The sequence below is a fragment of the Cryptosporangium minutisporangium genome (assembly GCF_039536245.1).
Classification (GTDB): Bacteria; Actinomycetota; Actinomycetes; order Mycobacteriales; family Cryptosporangiaceae; genus Cryptosporangium; species Cryptosporangium minutisporangium.
This window is the reverse complement of the sequence record NZ_BAAAYN010000017.1, coordinates 291,627-308,502: the sequence shown is the minus strand read 5'-3', so window position 1 is coordinate 308,502 and position 16,876 is coordinate 291,627. Positions and strand designations below refer to the sequence as shown.

16 protein-coding genes are annotated in these 16,876 nt (G+C 70.1%); 11 read left to right on the top strand and 5 right to left on the bottom strand.

From position 1 onward, the window contains the following. Nucleotides 1-173: 173 nt before the first annotated feature. The 3 genes from ABEB28_RS13205 to ABEB28_RS13195 all read left to right on the top strand — a co-directional run bounded on the left by ABEB28_RS13205 (nt 174) and on the right by ABEB28_RS13195 (nt 3,205). Entirely contained in the window at nt 174-2,003 is a 1,830-nt protein-coding gene (locus ABEB28_RS13205; protein ID WP_345728343.1) for an FAD/NAD(P)-binding protein, read from the top strand. Nucleotides 2,004-2,149: 146 nt separating this feature from the next. Continuing rightward, complete coding sequence (locus ABEB28_RS13200) at nt 2,150-2,635, top strand: helix-turn-helix domain-containing protein (RefSeq protein ID WP_345728342.1); 486 nt, start codon at nt 2,150-2,152, stop codon at nt 2,633-2,635. Nucleotides 2,636-2,743: 108 nt separating this feature from the next. Continuing rightward, nucleotides 2,744-3,205 (top strand): hypothetical protein, encoded by a 462-nt coding sequence (locus tag ABEB28_RS13195; RefSeq protein WP_345728341.1) that lies wholly within the window; start codon nt 2,744-2,746, stop codon nt 3,203-3,205. Nucleotides 3,206-3,415: 210 nt separating this feature from the next. On the opposite strand, the gene ABEB28_RS13190 is transcribed toward ABEB28_RS13195, so the two are convergent. Together ABEB28_RS13190 and ABEB28_RS13185 are read right to left on the bottom strand one after the other, a co-directional pair. Beyond that, nucleotides 3,416-4,030 carry a TetR/AcrR family transcriptional regulator gene (locus tag ABEB28_RS13190; RefSeq protein WP_345728340.1) on the bottom strand — a complete coding sequence of 205 codons (615 nt, stop codon included), beginning with the start codon at nt 4,028-4,030 and terminating at the stop codon, nt 3,416-3,418. 8 nt (nt 4,031-4,038) lie between these two features. Beyond that, the gene (locus ABEB28_RS13185; protein ID WP_345728339.1) at nt 4,039-5,262 is read right to left on the bottom strand and encodes an acyl-CoA dehydrogenase family protein; all 1,224 of its coding nucleotides are present in this window, start codon (nt 5,260-5,262) and stop codon (nt 4,039-4,041) included. A gap of 93 nt (nt 5,263-5,355) precedes the next feature. Between ABEB28_RS13185 and ABEB28_RS13180 the strand changes: the two genes are divergently transcribed. The 3 genes from ABEB28_RS13180 to ABEB28_RS13170 are packed head-to-tail and all read left to right on the top strand — an operon-like array spanning nt 5,356 to nt 7,881. Further along, the gene (locus ABEB28_RS13180) at nt 5,356-6,150 is read left to right on the top strand and encodes an SDR family oxidoreductase (RefSeq protein ID WP_345728338.1); all 795 of its coding nucleotides are present in this window, start codon (nt 5,356-5,358) and stop codon (nt 6,148-6,150) included. A gap of 1 nt (nt 6,151) precedes the next feature. Continuing rightward, nucleotides 6,152-7,111 carry a quinone oxidoreductase family protein gene (locus ABEB28_RS13175; RefSeq protein WP_345728337.1) on the top strand — a complete coding sequence of 320 codons (960 nt, stop codon included), beginning with the start codon at nt 6,152-6,154 and terminating at the stop codon, nt 7,109-7,111. 11 nt (nt 7,112-7,122) lie between these two features. Beyond that, the gene (locus ABEB28_RS13170) at nt 7,123-7,881 is read left to right on the top strand and encodes an SDR family oxidoreductase (protein ID WP_345728336.1); all 759 of its coding nucleotides are present in this window, start codon (nt 7,123-7,125) and stop codon (nt 7,879-7,881) included. 69 nt (nt 7,882-7,950) lie between these two features. Here the strand turns inward: ABEB28_RS13170 and ABEB28_RS13165 are convergent, their stop codons facing one another. The 3 genes from ABEB28_RS13165 to ABEB28_RS13155 form a co-directional block, all read right to left on the bottom strand. Next, nucleotides 7,951-8,841, bottom strand: coding sequence for an endonuclease domain-containing protein (locus tag ABEB28_RS13165; RefSeq protein WP_345728335.1), 891 nt, complete (start codon nt 8,839-8,841; stop codon nt 7,951-7,953). 121 nt (nt 8,842-8,962) lie between these two features. Beyond that, nucleotides 8,963-9,487, bottom strand: coding sequence for a GNAT family N-acetyltransferase (locus ABEB28_RS13160; RefSeq protein WP_345728334.1), 525 nt, complete (start codon nt 9,485-9,487; stop codon nt 8,963-8,965). Nucleotides 9,488-9,561: 74 nt separating this feature from the next. Continuing rightward, the gene (locus ABEB28_RS13155) at nt 9,562-10,089 is read right to left on the bottom strand and encodes an inorganic diphosphatase (protein ID WP_345728333.1); all 528 of its coding nucleotides are present in this window, start codon (nt 10,087-10,089) and stop codon (nt 9,562-9,564) included. A 75-nt stretch (nt 10,090-10,164) separates the two neighbouring features. On the opposite strand from ABEB28_RS13155, the gene dacB reads away from it, so the two are divergent. From dacB to ftsH, 5 genes are all read left to right on the top strand, one after another. Then, the gene (dacB, locus tag ABEB28_RS13150; RefSeq protein ID WP_345728332.1) at nt 10,165-11,565 is read left to right on the top strand and encodes a D-alanyl-D-alanine carboxypeptidase/D-alanyl-D-alanine endopeptidase; all 1,401 of its coding nucleotides are present in this window, start codon (nt 10,165-10,167) and stop codon (nt 11,563-11,565) included. 115 nt (nt 11,566-11,680) lie between these two features. Then, nucleotides 11,681-12,778: a zinc-dependent metalloprotease gene (locus ABEB28_RS13145; protein ID WP_345728331.1), complete on the top strand. Its 1,098-nt coding sequence runs from the start codon at nt 11,681-11,683 to the stop codon at nt 12,776-12,778. Nucleotides 12,779-12,783: 5 nt separating this feature from the next. After that, on the top strand, nt 12,784-13,818 hold the full coding sequence (tilS, locus tag ABEB28_RS13140) for a tRNA lysidine(34) synthetase TilS (RefSeq protein WP_345728330.1): 1,035 nt from the start codon (nt 12,784-12,786) through the stop codon (nt 13,816-13,818). Nucleotides 13,819-13,875: 57 nt separating this feature from the next. Beyond that, nucleotides 13,876-14,445 (top strand): hypoxanthine phosphoribosyltransferase, encoded by a 570-nt coding sequence (gene hpt, locus ABEB28_RS13135; protein ID WP_376980342.1) that lies wholly within the window; start codon nt 13,876-13,878, stop codon nt 14,443-14,445. 217 nt (nt 14,446-14,662) lie between these two features. Further along, on the top strand, nt 14,663-16,876 hold the full coding sequence (ftsH, locus tag ABEB28_RS13130) for an ATP-dependent zinc metalloprotease FtsH (RefSeq protein WP_345728328.1): 2,214 nt from the start codon (nt 14,663-14,665) through the stop codon (nt 16,874-16,876).

Below are 16,876 nucleotides of genomic sequence, written 5' to 3'. Positions count from 1 at the left end.
GCCCTCCCTTGGGTGAACTCTTTGAACCTCCGAGCGACCTCAGCAGACGCCCTTCGAAAAGAATTCAATGCGGATGAGAAGGACGGTAGGGACTCACGTCGCGTGAGGGTCAAGACATCCACGTGCAGCAGCGCCTACTATGCCCGTAGGAGAACTGGGCCGAGGAGCTGCGGATGACGGCAGAACCCACCCGGCTCGTCGTGATCGGTGCCGGGCCGGGTGCGACCGGGTTGCTCGAACGGCTGGTGGCGAACGCGCCGGAGCTGCTCGGCGCCCAGCCGGTCCGCGTCACGCTGGTCGACCCGCATCCACCGGGCGCCGGACGGGTGTGGCGGGCCGACCAGTCCCCGCTGCTCCTGATGAACTCGATGGCCGAGGACGTCACGATGTTCCCGGACGAGACGGTGCTGGTGGAGGGGCCACTCGCGGCCGGCCCCGCTCTGCACGAGTGGGCGGGGGAGACCGGCGCCCCGGACGTCGAGGGCCGCTCGTTCGTCAGCCGCCAGGTGCAGAGCGGCTACCTGTCCTGGGTCTTCGACCGGGTCCGCGCAGGCGCGCCGCCCAACGTCACGATCGACGTCGTCGCCGATCGGGCCGTCCGGGTCGTGGACGGGCCGGACCGTCGCCAGCTGATCCACCTCGCCGGGACAACGGAGCCGCTGGAGGCCGACGTCGTCGTGCTCGCGCTCGGGCACCTGGACGCCGAGCCGACCGGCGAGGCCGCGCGGCTGTCGGCGTACGCGCAGGCCAATGGCTTGACCTACGTGCCACCCGCCTACACCGCGGACCTCGACCTCGCCGCTCTGAGACCACAGCAGGACGTGCTCGTCCGCGGGCTCGGCCTGGCCTTCGTGGACCTGGTCGTGCTGCTCACCGAGGGACGAGGCGGGCGGTACCTGGACGACGGAACCTACCTACCGTCCGGAAGGGAGCCGCGGCTACACGTCGGCTCGGGGCGCGGGGTGCCCTACCACGCCAAAACCGGCTACCGCCTGGCCGGGAAGCCCGCCCCGCTGCCTCGGTTCTTCGGCCCCGAGCAGATCGACGCGCTGAGCGGCCCACTCGAGTTCCGCCGGGACGTGTGGCCGCTGATCGCCAAGGAGATCGGCTGGGGCTACTACCACGAGCTGTTCACCGCCCATCCCGAGCGCACCACGCTGCCGTGGGCGGAGTTCGCCGCCGCGTACGCCGAGGTTCCCTGGTACGGCACGGCGCGCGTCGATCTGGTGGCTTCGGCCGTTCCGGCCGAGGAGGACCGGCTCGACCTCGACCGGCTCGACCGTCCGTTGGCCGAGGCGCGCTTCGCTGACGACGACGCGGTGCAAGACGCGTTACGGGCCTACGTCCAAGCGGACGTCGCCCGGCGGAACGACCAGGCGTACAGCGCCGATCTCGGGGCTTTCCTCGCGCTGCTGTCGGTCTACGCGCAGTTGCCGCGGCTGGTCGGAAGTGGACGCCTGTCCGGACGGAGCCAGGTCGAGGAGCTCGACGGGTGGTGGCACGGGTTCTTCAGTTTCCTGGCCAGCGGGCCGCCGGCGTTCCGACTCGAACAGCTGGTCGCACTCTCTCGGGCCGGCATCGTCCACTTTCTCGGGCCGGACGTCCGGATCGACGGCGTCGACGGGCGGTTCCGGGCCTGCTCGTCGGCCGCTCCGCCGGTCGTCGAAGCGGATGCTCTGGTCGAGGCGCGGTTGCCGAGGCCGAGCGTGAGCGCCACCGCCGACGAACTCCTCCGCGACCTGATGGCGTCCGGGCAGGGCGTGGAGGAGACCGTGGACGCCGTGCCCACCGGACGCCTACGGACGAGCGGCGAACATCGGATCGTGAACCGGAACGGCGAGGAGCACCCGCGTCGGTTCGCGATCGGCTGGTACACCAGCTCGCGCGGAGCGGCGGCGTTCGCTCGGCCGCGGACGAACGCCGCCCCGTTCCGGATGGCTGACCGGGCCGCTCGTGCGGTCCTGTCCGCTCTGGTAGCAGGTGTGGGCAGCGCCACGCCCTAGCCCTCTCACCCGCCTCTACCAGCGGGTTTTCTCCAGCTTCGAGCCTGTGTGCTAGCAACGCCTAGCGGAAGTGCTTGCTGCTAGCTAGCACTCGGGGTAGCGTAGCGAGCGTCGGGGTGGATCGAGCGGTGAAGGGAGCGAGGCCCGTGTCTTCGCTCAAGTCACCGCAGGACGCGGTCCGGACGCTCGGCGAGTTCATCCGCGAGCAGCGGGCGGGCTCGCAGATCTCGCTCCGGCAGCTGGCGAAGCAGGCCGGCATCAGCAACCCGTACCTCAGCCAGATCGAGCGCGGGCTCCGTAAACCGTCGGCAGAGATCCTCCAGCAGATCGCCAAGGCGCTGCGGATCTCCGCCGAGACCCTGTACGTCCACGCGGGACTGCTCGACCGGGAGACGCTCGACGACGTCGAGGGCTTGCGGACGGACGGGACGCTCGGCGCCACGGCGTCCGCGATCACGGCGGACGAGTACCTCACCGACCGTCAGAAGCAGATCCTGCTGGAGATCTACCACTCGTTCCGGCGTGAGAACGAGGTCACTGCAAGCACCGCTGTCGACCCGGCCGAGGTTCCGCTCGCGTCGTCGGAGGCTGCGGAGCCGGTGGCCGAAACCCCCAGCGCAACGCAGTCCTGAGCCGTCCCGGCGCCGCTGCCGGGCTGGTACCGCCGATGCCTTCGGCGCGGCTCGCGTCGAAGACGCACGGGCCCAACCCCAAACGCACCAGCCAGGGAGGAATCCATCGTGGCCACTGCCAAGACCGAAACCAAGAAGACCGGCAACACCGTCGAGGCCAAGGGCGACGTCAAGTTCGCGCTGCCGGACGCGCGTCGTGGCCTCTACGCCTACGTCGGCGCCGCGGACTACGCCGTGGAGCAGATCCGCTCGCTCCCGCGCTACCAGGGAGCGGTCGTCGAGCTGCTGCGCAGCCAGGTCAAGGACCTGCAGTACCAGGCCCGGGTGCTGCCGCAGACGCTGCGCAGCTCGATCACCGACGTCCAGGGGCGCGTGACCGGGACCTACTCGGAGTTCGCGAACCGCGGCGAGAAGCTGGTGTCGAACATCCGCAAGGACCCGGCGACCCAGGCCGCCGTCGAGCAGACCAAGACCGCCAAGTCGCAGGTCAAGGCTGCCCGGACGTCCGTGAAGAAGGCGGCGTCCGACGCGGAGACCGCCACCGAGAAGGCCGGCGACAAGATCGGCTGACCTACCAGGTCACAAACGGCCCGGAGCACCGAAAGGTGCTCCGGGCCGTCGCGTGTTTGTGCTGCTCATATCTGGGCATGCTTGACGTTTGGCCTGAAGCGGCTCACGCTCGATCCACCCCTATCGGTACCAATGGGAGGTGGGACGATGAGGTCCAGCCCTTCCGACGGCAACGGTTCCCAGTGGACCCGCGCGGTCCGGCCAAGTCGGTCAGGTTAGGCGCTCGCCGGCACGGATCCGCTCCAACCCGAGCCAGAGAAAGTCGACCGCCATCGACTCGGCACGCTCCCGGGAGACCTCGGGATGGTCGAGCCACCACGAGATCAGCGACATCAGCCCGCCGGTCACCATCGGCGCGAGCAGCGTGACCACCGGTTCGGCCGCGGCGAGCCGGGTCGGATTATTACGGCGGTTGAGCAGCATCAGGTCGACGATGATCGCGCCGAGCCCGTCTCGCAGGCCCCGGAGCTCGTCCCCGACTTCGGGCTTGTCGAAGTGCCGGATGATCACCGCCCAGGCGCTGGGCTGGCCGGTGGCGAAGTCGAACAACGTCTTCGCCAGTACCCGGACCCGCTCCAGCGCCGGATCGGTCGGCACGGTCGCCGCGTGCAATCGCTGGGACAGGTCCTCGACGATCGCCGCGGTGACCGCTGCGAACAGCTCTTCCTTGGACTCGAAGTGCTGGTAGAGCAGGCCCTTCGAGACGCCGGCCGCGGCGGCGACGTGCTCCATCTGGGTCAGGTGGAACCCGCGCCGCCCGAACTCGTCCAGGGCCACGGACATCAGCTGCTCGCGCCTGGACGCCGACGTGAGTCGACGTCTCACCGGAACACTCACTTACCGAGGTACGGCGCCAGCTCGGTGCGGGCCACCGACATGATGTGCACCTCGTCCGGGCCGTCGGCCAGGCGGAGCGTCCGCAGACCGGCGTACGCCCGCGCCAGCGGGAAGTCGCCGCTGACGCCGCCACCACCGTGCAGCTGGATCGCCTTGTCCAGGATGCTGGTCGCCATCTGCGGCACCACGACCTTGATCGCGGCGACCTCGGTCCGGGCCGACTGGAAGCCCTTCTTGTCGATCAGCCATGCGGTCTTCAGCGTCAGCAGGCGGGCCTGCTCGATCGCCATCCGGGACTCGGCGATCCACTGCTGGACGACGCCCTGCCGGGAAAGCTCCTTGCCGAACGCGACCCGGGTGGTGGCGCGCTGGCACATCGCCTCGAGTGCCCGCTCGGCCATGCCGATCGCCCGCATGCAGTGGTGGATGCGGCCGGGGCCGAGCCGCTGCTGCGCCAGCGCGAACGCGCTGTTCTCCGGGCCGAGCCGGTTGCTCACCGGCACCCGGACGTCGGTCAGCCGGATCTCGCAGTGGCCGTGCTGGTCGTGGTAGCCGAAGACGCTGAGGTCGCGGACGACCTCCAAGCCGGGGGAGTCCATCGGCACGAGCACCATCGACTGCTGGGCGTAGGTGGGACCGTCCGGATCGGTCTTGCCCATCAGGATCATGACCTTGCAGCGCGGGTCGGCGGCGCCGCTCGTCCACCACTTACGACCGTTGATCACGTAGTCGTCGCCGTCGCGGACGATCCGGGTGCTGATGTTGCGGGCATCGGAGCTGGCCACGTCCGGCTCCGTCATCCCGAAGCAGCTGCGGATCTCGCCGTTGAGCAGCGGCTTCAGCCAGGTCTCCTGCTGCTCGTCGGTGCCGAACAGGTGGAGCAGCTCCATGTTGCCGGTGTCGGGCGCCGCGCAGTTGATCGCCTCCGGGGCGAGCTGCGGCGAGCGTCCGGTGATCTCGGCCAGCGACGCGTAGTCGGTGACGCTGAGACCGTGCTCGGGGTCCTTGGAGTCGGGGAGGAAGAGGTTCCACAGCCCGCGCGACCGGGCCTCCCGCTTGAGGTCCTCGACGATCGGCGGAAGCTGGTGCGGCTGACCGGCGGCGGTGAGCTCGGCGCGCTGCGTCTCGTACACGGGCTCGGCCGGGTAGACGTGCGAGTCCATGAACTCGGTCAGGCGGTCGATGTACTCCTGCGCTCGCGCGCTGGGCTCAAAATCCATCGAAGTCCTCCCGAGGTGTGTCTCACTGAATATGCCTAAAGTAACCGACGAGTCAGTAAGTTGAGTAGAGGACGCCGACCAAAGGAGGTTCGGATGGCTAAGGCAGCCTGGGTGACCGGCGGGGCCAGCGGTATAGGTGCCGCAGTATCGCGTCGGCTGGCGTCGCAGGGGTACCGAGTGCTCGTCACCGACGTCGACGTGTCCGGCGGTGAGGCGGTCGCGGCCGAGGTCGGCGGCGTCTTCCGGCGGTGCGACGTACGGGAGCCTGCCGACAGCCTGGCGGCTGTCGAAGCCGCCGTCGCCGAGTTCGGCGGTCTCGACCTGGCGTTTCTCAACGCCGGTGTGGCCACCGGCTTCGGCCTCGAAGAGGGGTTCACGCCGGAGGCCTACCGCCGGGTGATGTCGATCAACCTGGACGGCGTGGTCTACGGCGTGCACGCGGCGCTTCCGGCGTTGAAGGCGCGCGGCGGGGGCAACATCGTCGCGACGGCGAGCCTCGCCGGTCTGACCGCCGTGCCGTTCGACCCGATCTACGGTGCCAACAAGGCCGCCGTCGTGGGGTTGGTCCGAGCGCTGGGGCCGCTGTACGCGCCGGCGGGCATCCGGGTGAACGCGCTCTGCCCGTCGTTCGCCGAGACCGCGATCATCAAGGACGTCCGGGACGTGCTGGTGGGATCCGGGGTCCCGCTGCTGGAGGTCTCCGACGTCGTCGCGGCGTTCGACGCGATCCTGGCCGGCTCCGGTACCGGGGAGGCCTGGTACGTGCAGGTCGGCCGCCCGGCCGAGCCGTTCGCCTTCCGGAACGTCCCCGGTCCGCGAACGGAAGCCGGGGACAAGGCGCCGTCCGCAGACCCGTCCGTCCAGATCACTGCCTTCCGGGAGAACTGAGATGCGCGCAATTCAGATCACGTCGTTCGGTGGGCCGGAGGTGCTGGTCCCGACCGATCTGCCCGACCCCGTGGCGACCGGTACGCAGGTCGTGCTGGACGTCGACCGGGCGGGCGTCAACTTCGCCGACACCCACCAGGCCGAGAACTCCTACCTCGCCGCGGCGACGTTGCCGCTGATACCGGGCGCCGAGGTCGTCGGGCGGACGTCGGACGGCCGCCGGGTCGTCTCGCTGCTCGCCGGTGGCGGTGGTTACGCCCAGAAGGCGCTGATCGAGCCGGGGCTCTCGTTCGACGTCCCGGACGGGATCGACGACACGACCGCGCTGGCGATGGTCGTCCAGGGTGCGTCCGCGTGGCTGTTGCTGCGTCGTTCGGCGCCGCTGGCCCCCGGCGAGACCGTGGTGGTGCACGCGGCGGCCGGTGGGGTGGGGTCGCTGGCGGTCCAGCTCGCCAAGGCCTGGGGCGCCGGACGCGTGATCGCCACGGCGTCCAGCGAGGAAAAGCGCAAGCTCGCGCTCGAGCTCGGTGCGGACGTCGCGGTCGACTCCCGGGCGGAGAACATGACCACGGCCCTCCGGGAGGCCAACGGCGGGAAGCGCGTCGACATCGTGCTCGACATGACCGGTGGGCGCATCACCGACCAGAGCGTGGCCGCGCTGGCACCGTTCGGTCGGCTGGCCTTCTACGGCATGGCCAGCCGTGAGCAGCCCAGCCCGATCAAGCCCGCGAGTCTGCTCTCGCACTCCACGACCGTGGCCGGCATGTGGCTCGCGCACGCGTTCCTGCTCCCCGGCGACGTGCTGCGGCCGGCCATCGCCGAGCTGTTCGGCATGGTTCTCGATGGCACCCTGCGCGCTGTACCCGGTGGGGAGTACGCACTCTCCGAGGCCCGCCGCGCGCACGAAGCACTGCGGTCCCGTAACACCGTCGGCAAGCTCGTTCTCGACCCGTCCCGCTGATAGGAGCCTGAGTGGACATCAACCTGGAAGGGCGCGTGGCCGTCGTCACCGGCGCCTCGCGCGGCATCGGCGCCGCGATCGCCAAGACCTACGCCGACGCCGGCGCGAAGGTCGTGCTTACCGCCCGCAAGGTGGAGGGGCTGGACAAGGCCGTCGCCGAGATCGGCGAGGACCGCGTGCACGCGATCGCCGCACACGCCGGTAAGGCCGAGGACGCCGAGCGGGTCGTCGCCGAGACGCTGGAGAAGTTCGGCCGGCTCGACGTCCTGGTGAACAACGCCGCGACCAACCCGTACATGGGGCCGGTCATCGACGCCGAGATCCCCGCGTGGGACAAGACGTTCGAGGTCAACCTGCGCGGGCCGCTGGTCTGGACGCAGGCCGCGTACCGCGGGTGGATGAAGGAGCACGGCGGCTCGGTCATCAACGTGTCGAGCATCGACGGGTTGCGGGCGGGTGGGCCGCTGGCGATCTACGGCATCACGAAGTCGGCACTGATCTTCCTGTCGCAGCAGCTGGCCACCGAGGTCGGGCCGAACGTCCGGGTGAACGTGCTGGCGCCGGGCCTGGTGAAGACCGACTTCGCGCGGGCGCTCTGGGAGGGGGCCGGCGAGGACGCCAAGTACCCGTGGCCGATGCAGCGGCTCGGGCAGCCGAACGACATCGCGAACGCGGCGCTGTTCCTGGCCAGCGACGCGGCCTCCTGGGTGACCGGCGGCCTGTTCGTGGTGGACGGCGGCGCCGCGCTGGGCGCGACCTTCTCGGCCTGACGCGCGAATTCTCGTCGAATCCGTCTCCACGGCTCGCGTGGAGACGGATTCGACGTATCTGGGCGCGCGTCAGCGTCGAGGGCCGAGCGCGGCTCGGAGCTGGTCGACGATCTGGCCGAAGAGGATGGGCTCGCGCAGGTCCGCGGCCGTCATGTGGATCACCGTCCAGCCCGCCTCGACCAGGCGGTTGAGACGGGCCCGGTCGCGCGCGAACTGACCGTACTCGGCGTGGTGGGCACCGTCGTACTCCAACGCCACCTTCGCCGCGGGCCACGCCAGGTCCACCCGCGCCACGAACGTCCGCCCCGACCAGATCTCGTGCTGGGGTACCGCCTCGGGTAGCCCGGCGAGCTTCAGCCGGATCCGGACGCGGGACTCCGGCAGGGATTCGGCTCGCCCGTCGGCGAGCGCGATCACCGTGGCTGCTCGAGCCCGGGGATGCGCCGCGACCCATGCGTCCATCGCTCCGGTGCGTAGGTAGTTCCGGTGCAGCAGGTAGTCGACTGCGGCCACCGCCTCGACCAGGTCGGGCTCGCGGGCGATCTCCCAGGCGGTCCGCTGCGGAATGGTGACCGGTGGACGCACCGGCGGGTTCCCGGGTCGGATGTGCGTCGGTGGCAGGAACACCTGCCGCGTCGCACAGCCCTGGTGTGCGAACCGAGTGCCGGGTGGAACCAGCACGGATACCGGCGCGCGATCGTCGGCGATCGGCAGGCCTTCGACGCAGGCCGCCGAGCGTCCGGACAGGGCTGCCCCCGCGGGGAGGATGAGGCTCGCTGCCTGGCACCGCAGCAGATGGTCGACGGGCAAGGTCGCGTCGACGTAGACGTCGTGATGGATCCGCCGCCAACTTCGCCCACCGAGCTGGTCAGCGGTGATCAGGCCCCGGCGGATCGCGGTGGAGCCACGGAACGGACGCCCCAGCAGTTCTTCGGGCCGATGTGGCCGGCGCTTCCCCATGCGCTCCAGCCTGGCGGCGCTCCGGGACCTGCCGCCCGCTGTCCACAGGCAGGGTCCGCGCGCAGTTACGCCGAATCCGTCTGCACGGCTCCCGTGGAGACGGATTCGGCGTGAATCGGCGTCAGGCTGCGCGGAGGGGGCGGCGCATGGCTACTCGAGGGCCGAACTCGTCGAGGCCCATCCCGATCTCGTGATCGCGGATGTCGCGCAGGCCGGGGGTCAGGTCGGCGTCGTCCAGGTCGACGAACCCGTACCGCCGATAGAACGGGCCGTTCCACGCGACGTCCCGGTAGGTCGTCAGCGTCACCGCGGGTAACCCGTTGCGCCGTGCCCAGCCGATCACCGCCGCCAGGAGGCCGCGTCCGAGCCCTTGCCGTCCGTAGGCCGCGTCCACCGACAGCTGGGACAGGTGCGCCGCGCCGTCGACGACGTCCACCGACGCGAAGCCCACCGGAGTCCCCGATGGGCCTGGCGCCACCAGCACGACAGCGCATTTCCGCAGCTGGTCAGCTGTCGAGTACTCGGCGGGCAGGATCATGCCCGCCTCGATGAACGGTGCCTCGGAGGCCTTCTCGACCTCGCCGAGGCCCGCCAGCTCCTCGTCGGCGGCCGGTCGTACCGCTGCCACCCCGTCGATCCCACTCACCGGGGCATCATCCCAATGTTCACGTGAGTACGAGCGCTACCCCGGAAAGGCGTATCGGTTCGCCGGGCGGTTGCTCACTCAGAGGGCGGGTGGGCGTCGCCGGTGCCGGTGAAGTCGCCGTGCGCCTCGACGGCACGCTTGCGGGAGCGCTCGATCTCGAGCTCGGCCTCGGCCCGGCCGACCCACTGCGCGCCCTCGACGGATTTCCCGGGCTCGAGGTCCTTGTACACCGTGAAGAAGTGCTGGATCTCGAGCCGGTCGAACTCCGGCAGGTGGTGGATGTCGCGCAGGTGCTCCTGCCGCGGGTCGTTCGCGTGGACGCAGAGGACCTTGTCGTCCGGGCCCTTCTCGTCCTTCATCCGGAACATGCCGATCGCGCGGGCGCGGATCAGGCACCCCGGGAACGTCGGCTCCTGCAGCAGGACCAGGGCGTCCAACGGGTCGCCGTCCTGACCGAGCGTCTCCTCGATGAACCCGTAGTCGGCCGGGTACTGGGTCGCGGTGAAGAGGATCCGGTCCAGGCGAATCCGCCCGGTCTCGTGGTCGACTTCGTATTTGTTGCGCTGACCCTTCGGGATCTCGATCGTGACGTCGAACTCCACGGATGGGCTCCTCACCGGGTCGGGCACTGATTACGGCTAGTGTCTCGCAGGTCGGAAACAGCCCTTGGGGAGGATATGCAGAACGGCCGCCACCCTGTGCTGTGGCTCACCCTCTGCTGGGTCCTCGCCGCCGTGCTGATCACGGACCTGCTTTGGTTCGTGCGCGGCGGGGCGAGCGAGGTGGACGACGGCCGCGTCGGGGTGCTGATCCCCGCCGTCGCCGCGGGACCGGTCTTCACCGATCCACCAGCGGTGCTCAGCCCCGACGACGACTCTGCCGAGCCGCCCACCGAGGCGGGACTCACCGCTGCGCTCACCAGCCTGCTCACTGACCGCCGGCTCGGAACCAGCGTAGCCGTGTCGGTACGGGACGCGGAAAACGGGACGACGCTGTTCAGCAGAAATGCAGACACACCGGTCACTCCGGCCTCGACAACCAAGACCGTCACAGCCGCCGGGGTCCTGCTGGCCTACGGACCGTCGCATCGGCTGACGACCCGCGTCGTGCAGGGCTCGACGCCGGGCGAGATCGTGCTCGTCGGGGGCGGCGATCCGACGCTGGCCTTCGACGAGCGCCACAGCTACCCGGGTGCGGCCCGGCTCGACACCCTCGCGGGAAGCGTTCGGACCGCCCTGAAGGGCGCCCAGGTCACCCGGATCGTGGTCGACAGCAGCCTGTTCACCGGGGACCCGATCGGCCCCGGCTGGGACTCGGACATCGTCTCCGGTGGTTACTCGGCGCCGGTGAACGCGCTCACCGCCAACGGTGGCCGGGTGCAGCCCACCCCGGACCACGAGGCGCCCCGGACGTCGACGCCGGATCTCTTCGTCGGCCAGCGGTTCGCGGCGCTGCTCGGAGCCGGCAGCGTCGAGGTCGTCCGCGGAACCGCCCCGGAGGGTGCCCAGCAACTGGCCGAGCTGAAGTCGCCGCCGCTCTCGCACGTCGTCGACGCGATGCTGACCGAGTCCGACAACGTCATCGCCGAGTCGATGTTGCGGCTGGTGGCGGTCAAGAAAGGGCTTCCGGCGACGTTCGCCGGTGGCGCCCAGGCGGTGCAGGCGGTGCTCTTCGAGGCCGGCATCGACACCGCCGGGTTCGGGCTGCGGGACGGCAGCGGGCTCTCCCGACTCAACCGCCTGACGCCCAACCTGCTGACGTCGCTGCTGACCGCAGCGGTCGGCAAGGATCATCCGCAGCTGCGAACGCTGCTGGCCGGGCTGCCGGTGGCCTCGTACAGCGGAACGCTGGCCGACCGCTTCGAGGGCGCCTCGGCGACCGCAGGCGTCGGCCTGGTCCGCGCCAAGACCGGAACGCTCTCCGGGGTGAGTTCGCTGTCCGGCCTCACCGTGACCGTGGAAGGGCGGATCCTGACGTTCGCGGCGGTGGCCAACGGGGTGCCCAACGGTGGGACGCAAGGCGCTCAGGACGCGCTCGACCAGATCGCGGCGACGCTGGCCCGCTGCGGCTGCCGATGATCCGCAGCCCTCTCGGTGGGCAGGCGGCCCGGCCCGGCACACCGCTCGTAGCCGTCGATCCGGTCGAAACCGCCGTGGGTGGGCGCTGCGTGCCATTCACCCGTACCGTGAAGAGATGACGCAGATGGTGGACTGGGATCTGGCGGTCTCCACCGCCGCGACGCTGACCGGTGGTGGCCCGCGGGTGAGCGTCACCGAGGCAGCTGACGTGGTGCTGGAATTGCGCCGCCTCACCGATGTCGCGGAGGAGCACGTCGCCGCCTACACCGGGTTGAGTGCCCAGGTCGACCATCCGCCGGTCCAGGTCGTCGACCGAACCGACTGGGTGCGGTCGAACGTCGAGGGTCTGCAGCTCGTCATGGACCCGGTGATCGAGAAGCTGCAGGCGGCCTCCGCGTCCAAGCCGCAGACGTTCGGGCCGGTCAGCGGCGCGATGGGTACCGCCGTCAAGACGGTCGGCTCCAAGGCCACCGGTCTGCAGGTCGGCACGATCCTCGGCTTCTTCTCCAGCAAGGTGCTGGGCCAGTACGAAGTGTTCTCCGGTGCGCCCGGTCGGCTGCTGCTCGTCGCGCCGAACGTGGTGGAGGTCGAGCGCAAGCTCGGCGTCGACCCGACCGACTTCCGGCTCTGGGTCTGCCTGCACGAGGTCACCCACCGGACCCAGTTCACCGCGGTGCCGTGGCTGCGCGACCACTTCCTGTCGGAGGTGAATGCGTTCGTCGACGCGACCGACCTCGACCCGGAGGCGCTCGCCGACCGCGTCCGCAACGGGATCTCGGCACTGGCCGACGCGGTCCGCAACCCGGACTCGAAGGCTTCGGTGCTCGACCTGGTCCAGACCCCGGCGCAGCGCGCGGTGGTGGACCGGCTGACCGCGCTGATGACGCTGGTCGAGGGCCACGCCGAGTTCGTGATGGACGGCGTCGGCCCGGACGTGGTGCCGACCGTCGAGGGCATCCGGGCCCGGTTCAACGCCCGTCGGGCCGCTCGCAACCCGATCGAGAAGCTCGTGCGCCGGCTGCTGGGCATCGAGGTCAAGATGCGGCAGTACGCCGAGGGGCGGCGGTTCGTCGCCGCTGTCGTCGAGAAGGTCGGCATGAACGGCTTCAACCAGATCTGGACGTCGGCGGGCACGCTGCCGCTGGCGTCCGAGATCAACGACCCGGACGCCTGGGTAGCGCGCGTGCACGGCGCCACCGCCGCCACCAACTAACGCCGATGGCCGGACCGCCGGCGGCGGTTGCCGCGGTTCGGGTCGCGGTACGGGCCGTCCTGCGCGACCTGCCGAACGGCTCGCTGGTGCTGGTGGCCTGTTCCGGCGGGCCCGATTCCACCGCGTTGGCTGCCGCGACCGCGTTCGAGGCGCCCCGGGCCGGGCTCCGGGCCGGGCTGGTGACGATCGACCACGGACTGCAGGACGGTTCGGCGGAGCGGGCGGCGGACGTCGTCGCCTGGGGGGCCGAGCTGGGGTTCGAGCCGTGCGAGGCGGTCCGGGTCGAGGTGGGCGCTCGGGGTGGGCCGGAGGCGGCGGCCCGGTACGCCCGGTACGCAGGCCTGGACGCCGCGGCGGCCCGTCACGGGGCTGCGGCCGTGCTCCTCGGCCACACCGCGAACGACCAGGCCGAGACCGTGCTGCTCGGGCTCGCGCGCGGCTCGGGAGCGCGGTCGGCGGCCGGAATGGCGCCGGCCCGAGGCGTCTACCGACGTCCGCTGCTGGAGCTTCCCCGTGCGACGACGCACGCGGCCTGCGCGGACGAAGCGCTGCCGATCTGGCACGACCCGCACAACGTCGACCCGGGTTACACCAGGTCGCGGGTGCGGGCGGTATTGCCCGCGCTGGAGGAGGCCGCCGGGGGTGGCCTGATGGCCGGCTTGGCGCGCAGCGCCGCGCTGCTGCGCGCCGACGCGGACCTGCTCGACGACCTCGCAGCCGAGCTGCTCGTCCGCGTGACGGTGCCGGACCCGGCCGTGCCGGACGGGGACTTCCTGGCAGCGCGGAGACATCGCACGCTCGACACGCGAACTCTGGCGGACGCCCACCCTGCCCTGCGCGGGCGGGTGCTGCGGCGGTGGGCGATCGAGCAGGGCGCTCCGGCCGGCACCTTGGCGTGGACCCATGTCGACGCCTTGGACGCGCTGGTCACCCGCTGGCGCGGCCAAGGCGCGGTCCACCTCCCCGAGGGCATCGAGGTGGTGCGAGCCAACGGGATACTCGTCGCGCGTCACGTCGCCAGGCGGTTTGTCCCGAGGTGAGGCCCTGGGGGCAGAGTGGTCGTGGGTCGCCCGTAGGCTGCTTCTGTGACGAGCCAGTTGCAGAACTCCGGCCCGTACGCGGCCGACATCGAGCGCGTGGTCGTCTCGGCCACCGACATCAAAGACAAGATCGCGGAGCTGGCCCGGAAGGTCGAGGCCGACTACGACGCCGACGCGACTAGCCCGCTGCTCCTGGTCGGCGTGCTCAAGGGTGCGTTCGTCTTCATGGCCGACTTCGCCAGGGAGCTGCAGCACCCGACCGAGGTCGAGTTCATGGCGGTCTCCTCGTACGGATCCTCGACGACGTCGTCGGGCGTGGTGCGGATCCTGAAGGACCTCGACCGGGACATCGCCGGCCGGCACGTCCTGGTCGTCGAGGACATCATCGACTCCGGGCTGACGCTCTCCTGGCTACTGCGGAACCTGGCCAGCCGGAACCCGGCCTCGGTCCAGGTCGTCGCGCTGCTCCGCAAGCCGGATGCGGTCAAGGTGCCGGTGGAGGTGCCCTACGTCGGCTTCGACATCCCGAACGAATTCGTCGTCGGATATGGCCTCGATTACTCCGAGCAGTACCGCGGTTTGCCGTTTGTCGGGGTGTTGAAGCCTGAGGTTTACGGCGCCGGATGACCGGTCACGGGAACGGTGACCACGGTTCACCCGTTGTCTCGGAGGGTTGCCGACCGGCCACCTGCAGGGTCGGTGGGCTCGGAGTACTCTTCCAAGATCCGAGTGAACTTCGAGTAATAGCTCGTTGAACCACCTGAAGTGCACACCGACACGCGCCTAATAGCCTGAGAATCGGGAGGGGCCGGGGCTCTGCTTTTCTGAGCACCCCGCACGCAGCATGGAACGTACCCGCTTCATCCGCAGGCCCTTGGTCTGGATCATCCTGATGATCCTGGTCGCTCTGCTGCTGGGCTCACTGTTCACCGGCGACGGCGACTACAAGAAGGTCGACTCCTCCGTCGCCCTGGCACAGGTGCGCGACGGCAACTACGACAAAGCACAGCTCCAAGACCGGGAGCAACTGATCCGGCTGGACCTGAAGAACGACTACCGCGGCTCGGAGAAGATCGAGGCGTCGTTCCCGTCCCAGTCCGCCGACACCGTCTTCGATCTCCTGACGGAGAAGGCGCAGTCGGGCGGACCGGCCTTCGACACGAAGGTCACTCGGGATTCGATCTTCGTCACGCTTCTGATCACGGTTCTCCCGATCCTGGTCGTCGTCGTTCTGCTGTTCCTCTTCATGAGCCAGATGCAGGGCGGCGGCAGCCGAGTCATGAACTTCGGCAAGTCCAAGGCCAAGCTGGTCAGCAAGGACACGCCGAAGACCACGTTCGCCGACGTCGCCGGTGCGGACGAGGCCATCGAGGAGCTCCACGAGATCAAGGAGTTCCTGCAGAACCCGGCCAAGTTCCAGGCGATCGGCGCGAAGATCCCGAAGGGCGTCCTGCTCTACGGCCCGCCCGGAACCGGTAAGACGCTGCTGGCCCGTGCGGTGGCCGGTGAGGCGGGCGTGCCGTTCTACTCGATCTCCGGCTCCGACTTCGTCGAGATGTTCGTCGGTGTCGGTGCGAGCCGCGTCCGTGACCTGTTCGAGCAGGCGAAGCAGAACGCTCCGGCGATCATCTTCGTCGACGAGATCGACGCGGTCGGCCGGCACCGTGGCGCAGGCCTCGGCGGTGGCCACGACGAGCGCGAGCAGACCCTCAACCAGATGCTGGTCGAGATGGACGGCTTCGACGTCAAGGGCGGCATCATCATGATCGCCGCGACGAACCGGCCCGACATCCTCGACCCGGCGCTGCTGCGTCCCGGCCGCTTCGACCGGCAGATCGCGGTCGACCGTCCGGACCTGGAGGGGCGCAAGGCCGTCCTGCGGGTGCACGCCAAGGGCAAGCCGTTCTCGCCCGACGTCGACCTCGACACGACCGCTCGCCGCACGCCGGGCTTCACCGGTGCCGACCTGGCGAACGTCATCAACGAGGCCGCGCTGCTCACCGCCAGGCAGGACAAGAAGGCGATCACCAACGAGGCGCTCGAAGAGGCGATCGACCGCGTGATCGCAGGTCCTGAGCGCAAGACCAGGGCGATGAGCCCGAAGGAACTCAAGGTCACCGCGTACCACGAGGGTGGACACGCGCTGGTTGCCTGGGCACTGCCGCACTCCGCGCCGGTGCACAAGCTGACGATCGTGCCGCGTGGCCGCTCGCTGGGCCACACGCTGATCCTGCCGACCGAGGACAAGTACACCCAGACGCGGTCGGAGTTGATCGACACGCTGGCGTACGCACTCGGTGGCCGGGCAGCGGAGGAACTCGTCTACCACGAGCCCACCACCGGCGCCGGCAACGACATCGAGAAGGCCACCGGGATGGCCCGCGCGATGGTCACCGAGTACGGCATGAGCGCCAAGCTCGGTGCGGTCAAGTACGGCACCAGTGACTCCGAGCCGTTCCTCGGCCGGGACATGGGTCACCAGCGTGACTACTCCGATTCCCTCGCCGCCGAGATCGACGCCGAGGTGCGGGCTCTGATCGAGCTCGCCCACGACGAGGCGTACGAGATCCTCTCGGAGTACCGCGACGTCCTCGACACGATGGTGCTCGAACTCCTGGAGAAGGAGACGCTGAGCAAGGACGACATGGCCCGGATCTGTGCCCGGGTGCAGAAGCGTCCGCCGATGTCGCCGTTCAACGGGTTCGGCAAGCGCGCGCCCAGCGACAAGCCGCCGGTCATGACGCCGGCCGAACTCGCCGAGCTGCAGAAGAAGGCAGCGGACGAGGCGACCGCCCGGCTCTCGAACGGCGCCAGCGGCCTCCGTACGAACGGGGGCGCCCACGCGGCCCCGGACGACGACGAGCCGCACGTCGTGCTCAACCCCGGTAGCGACGCGGCGGTGCCGGCCTCCGGCGACCCGCTGACCGACCCGCTGCCGCCGCAGAGCGACACGCTCGGTGGTCCGCCGGTTCCCGGGCAGCCCGGTTGGCCGGGCAACCCCGGCCACTCCGGTCCGGCCGGACCGATGCACTGCTCCGAGGGGGAGGACCTGCGCTGA

Coding starts and splice junctions, on each gene's coding strand:
- ABEB28_RS13205 (WP_345728343.1), top strand. CDS start 174: ATGACGGCAGAACCCACCCGGCTCGTCGTGATCGGTGCCGGGCCGGGT.
- ABEB28_RS13185 (WP_345728339.1), bottom strand. CDS start 5,262: ATGGATTTTGAGCCCAGCGCGCGAGCGCAGGAGTACATCGACCGCCTG.
- ABEB28_RS13180 (WP_345728338.1), top strand. CDS start 5,356: ATGGCTAAGGCAGCCTGGGTGACCGGCGGGGCCAGCGGTATAGGTGCC.
- ABEB28_RS13175 (WP_345728337.1), top strand. CDS start 6,152: ATGCGCGCAATTCAGATCACGTCGTTCGGTGGGCCGGAGGTGCTGGTC.
- ABEB28_RS13165 (WP_345728335.1), bottom strand. CDS start 8,841: ATGGGGAAGCGCCGGCCACATCGGCCCGAAGAACTGCTGGGGCGTCCG.
- dacB (WP_345728332.1), top strand. CDS start 10,165: ATGCAGAACGGCCGCCACCCTGTGCTGTGGCTCACCCTCTGCTGGGTC.
- ABEB28_RS13145 (WP_345728331.1), top strand. CDS start 11,681: ATGACGCAGATGGTGGACTGGGATCTGGCGGTCTCCACCGCCGCGACG.
- tilS (WP_345728330.1), top strand. CDS start 12,784: ATGGCCGGACCGCCGGCGGCGGTTGCCGCGGTTCGGGTCGCGGTACGG.
- ftsH (WP_345728328.1), top strand. CDS start 14,663: ATGGAACGTACCCGCTTCATCCGCAGGCCCTTGGTCTGGATCATCCTG.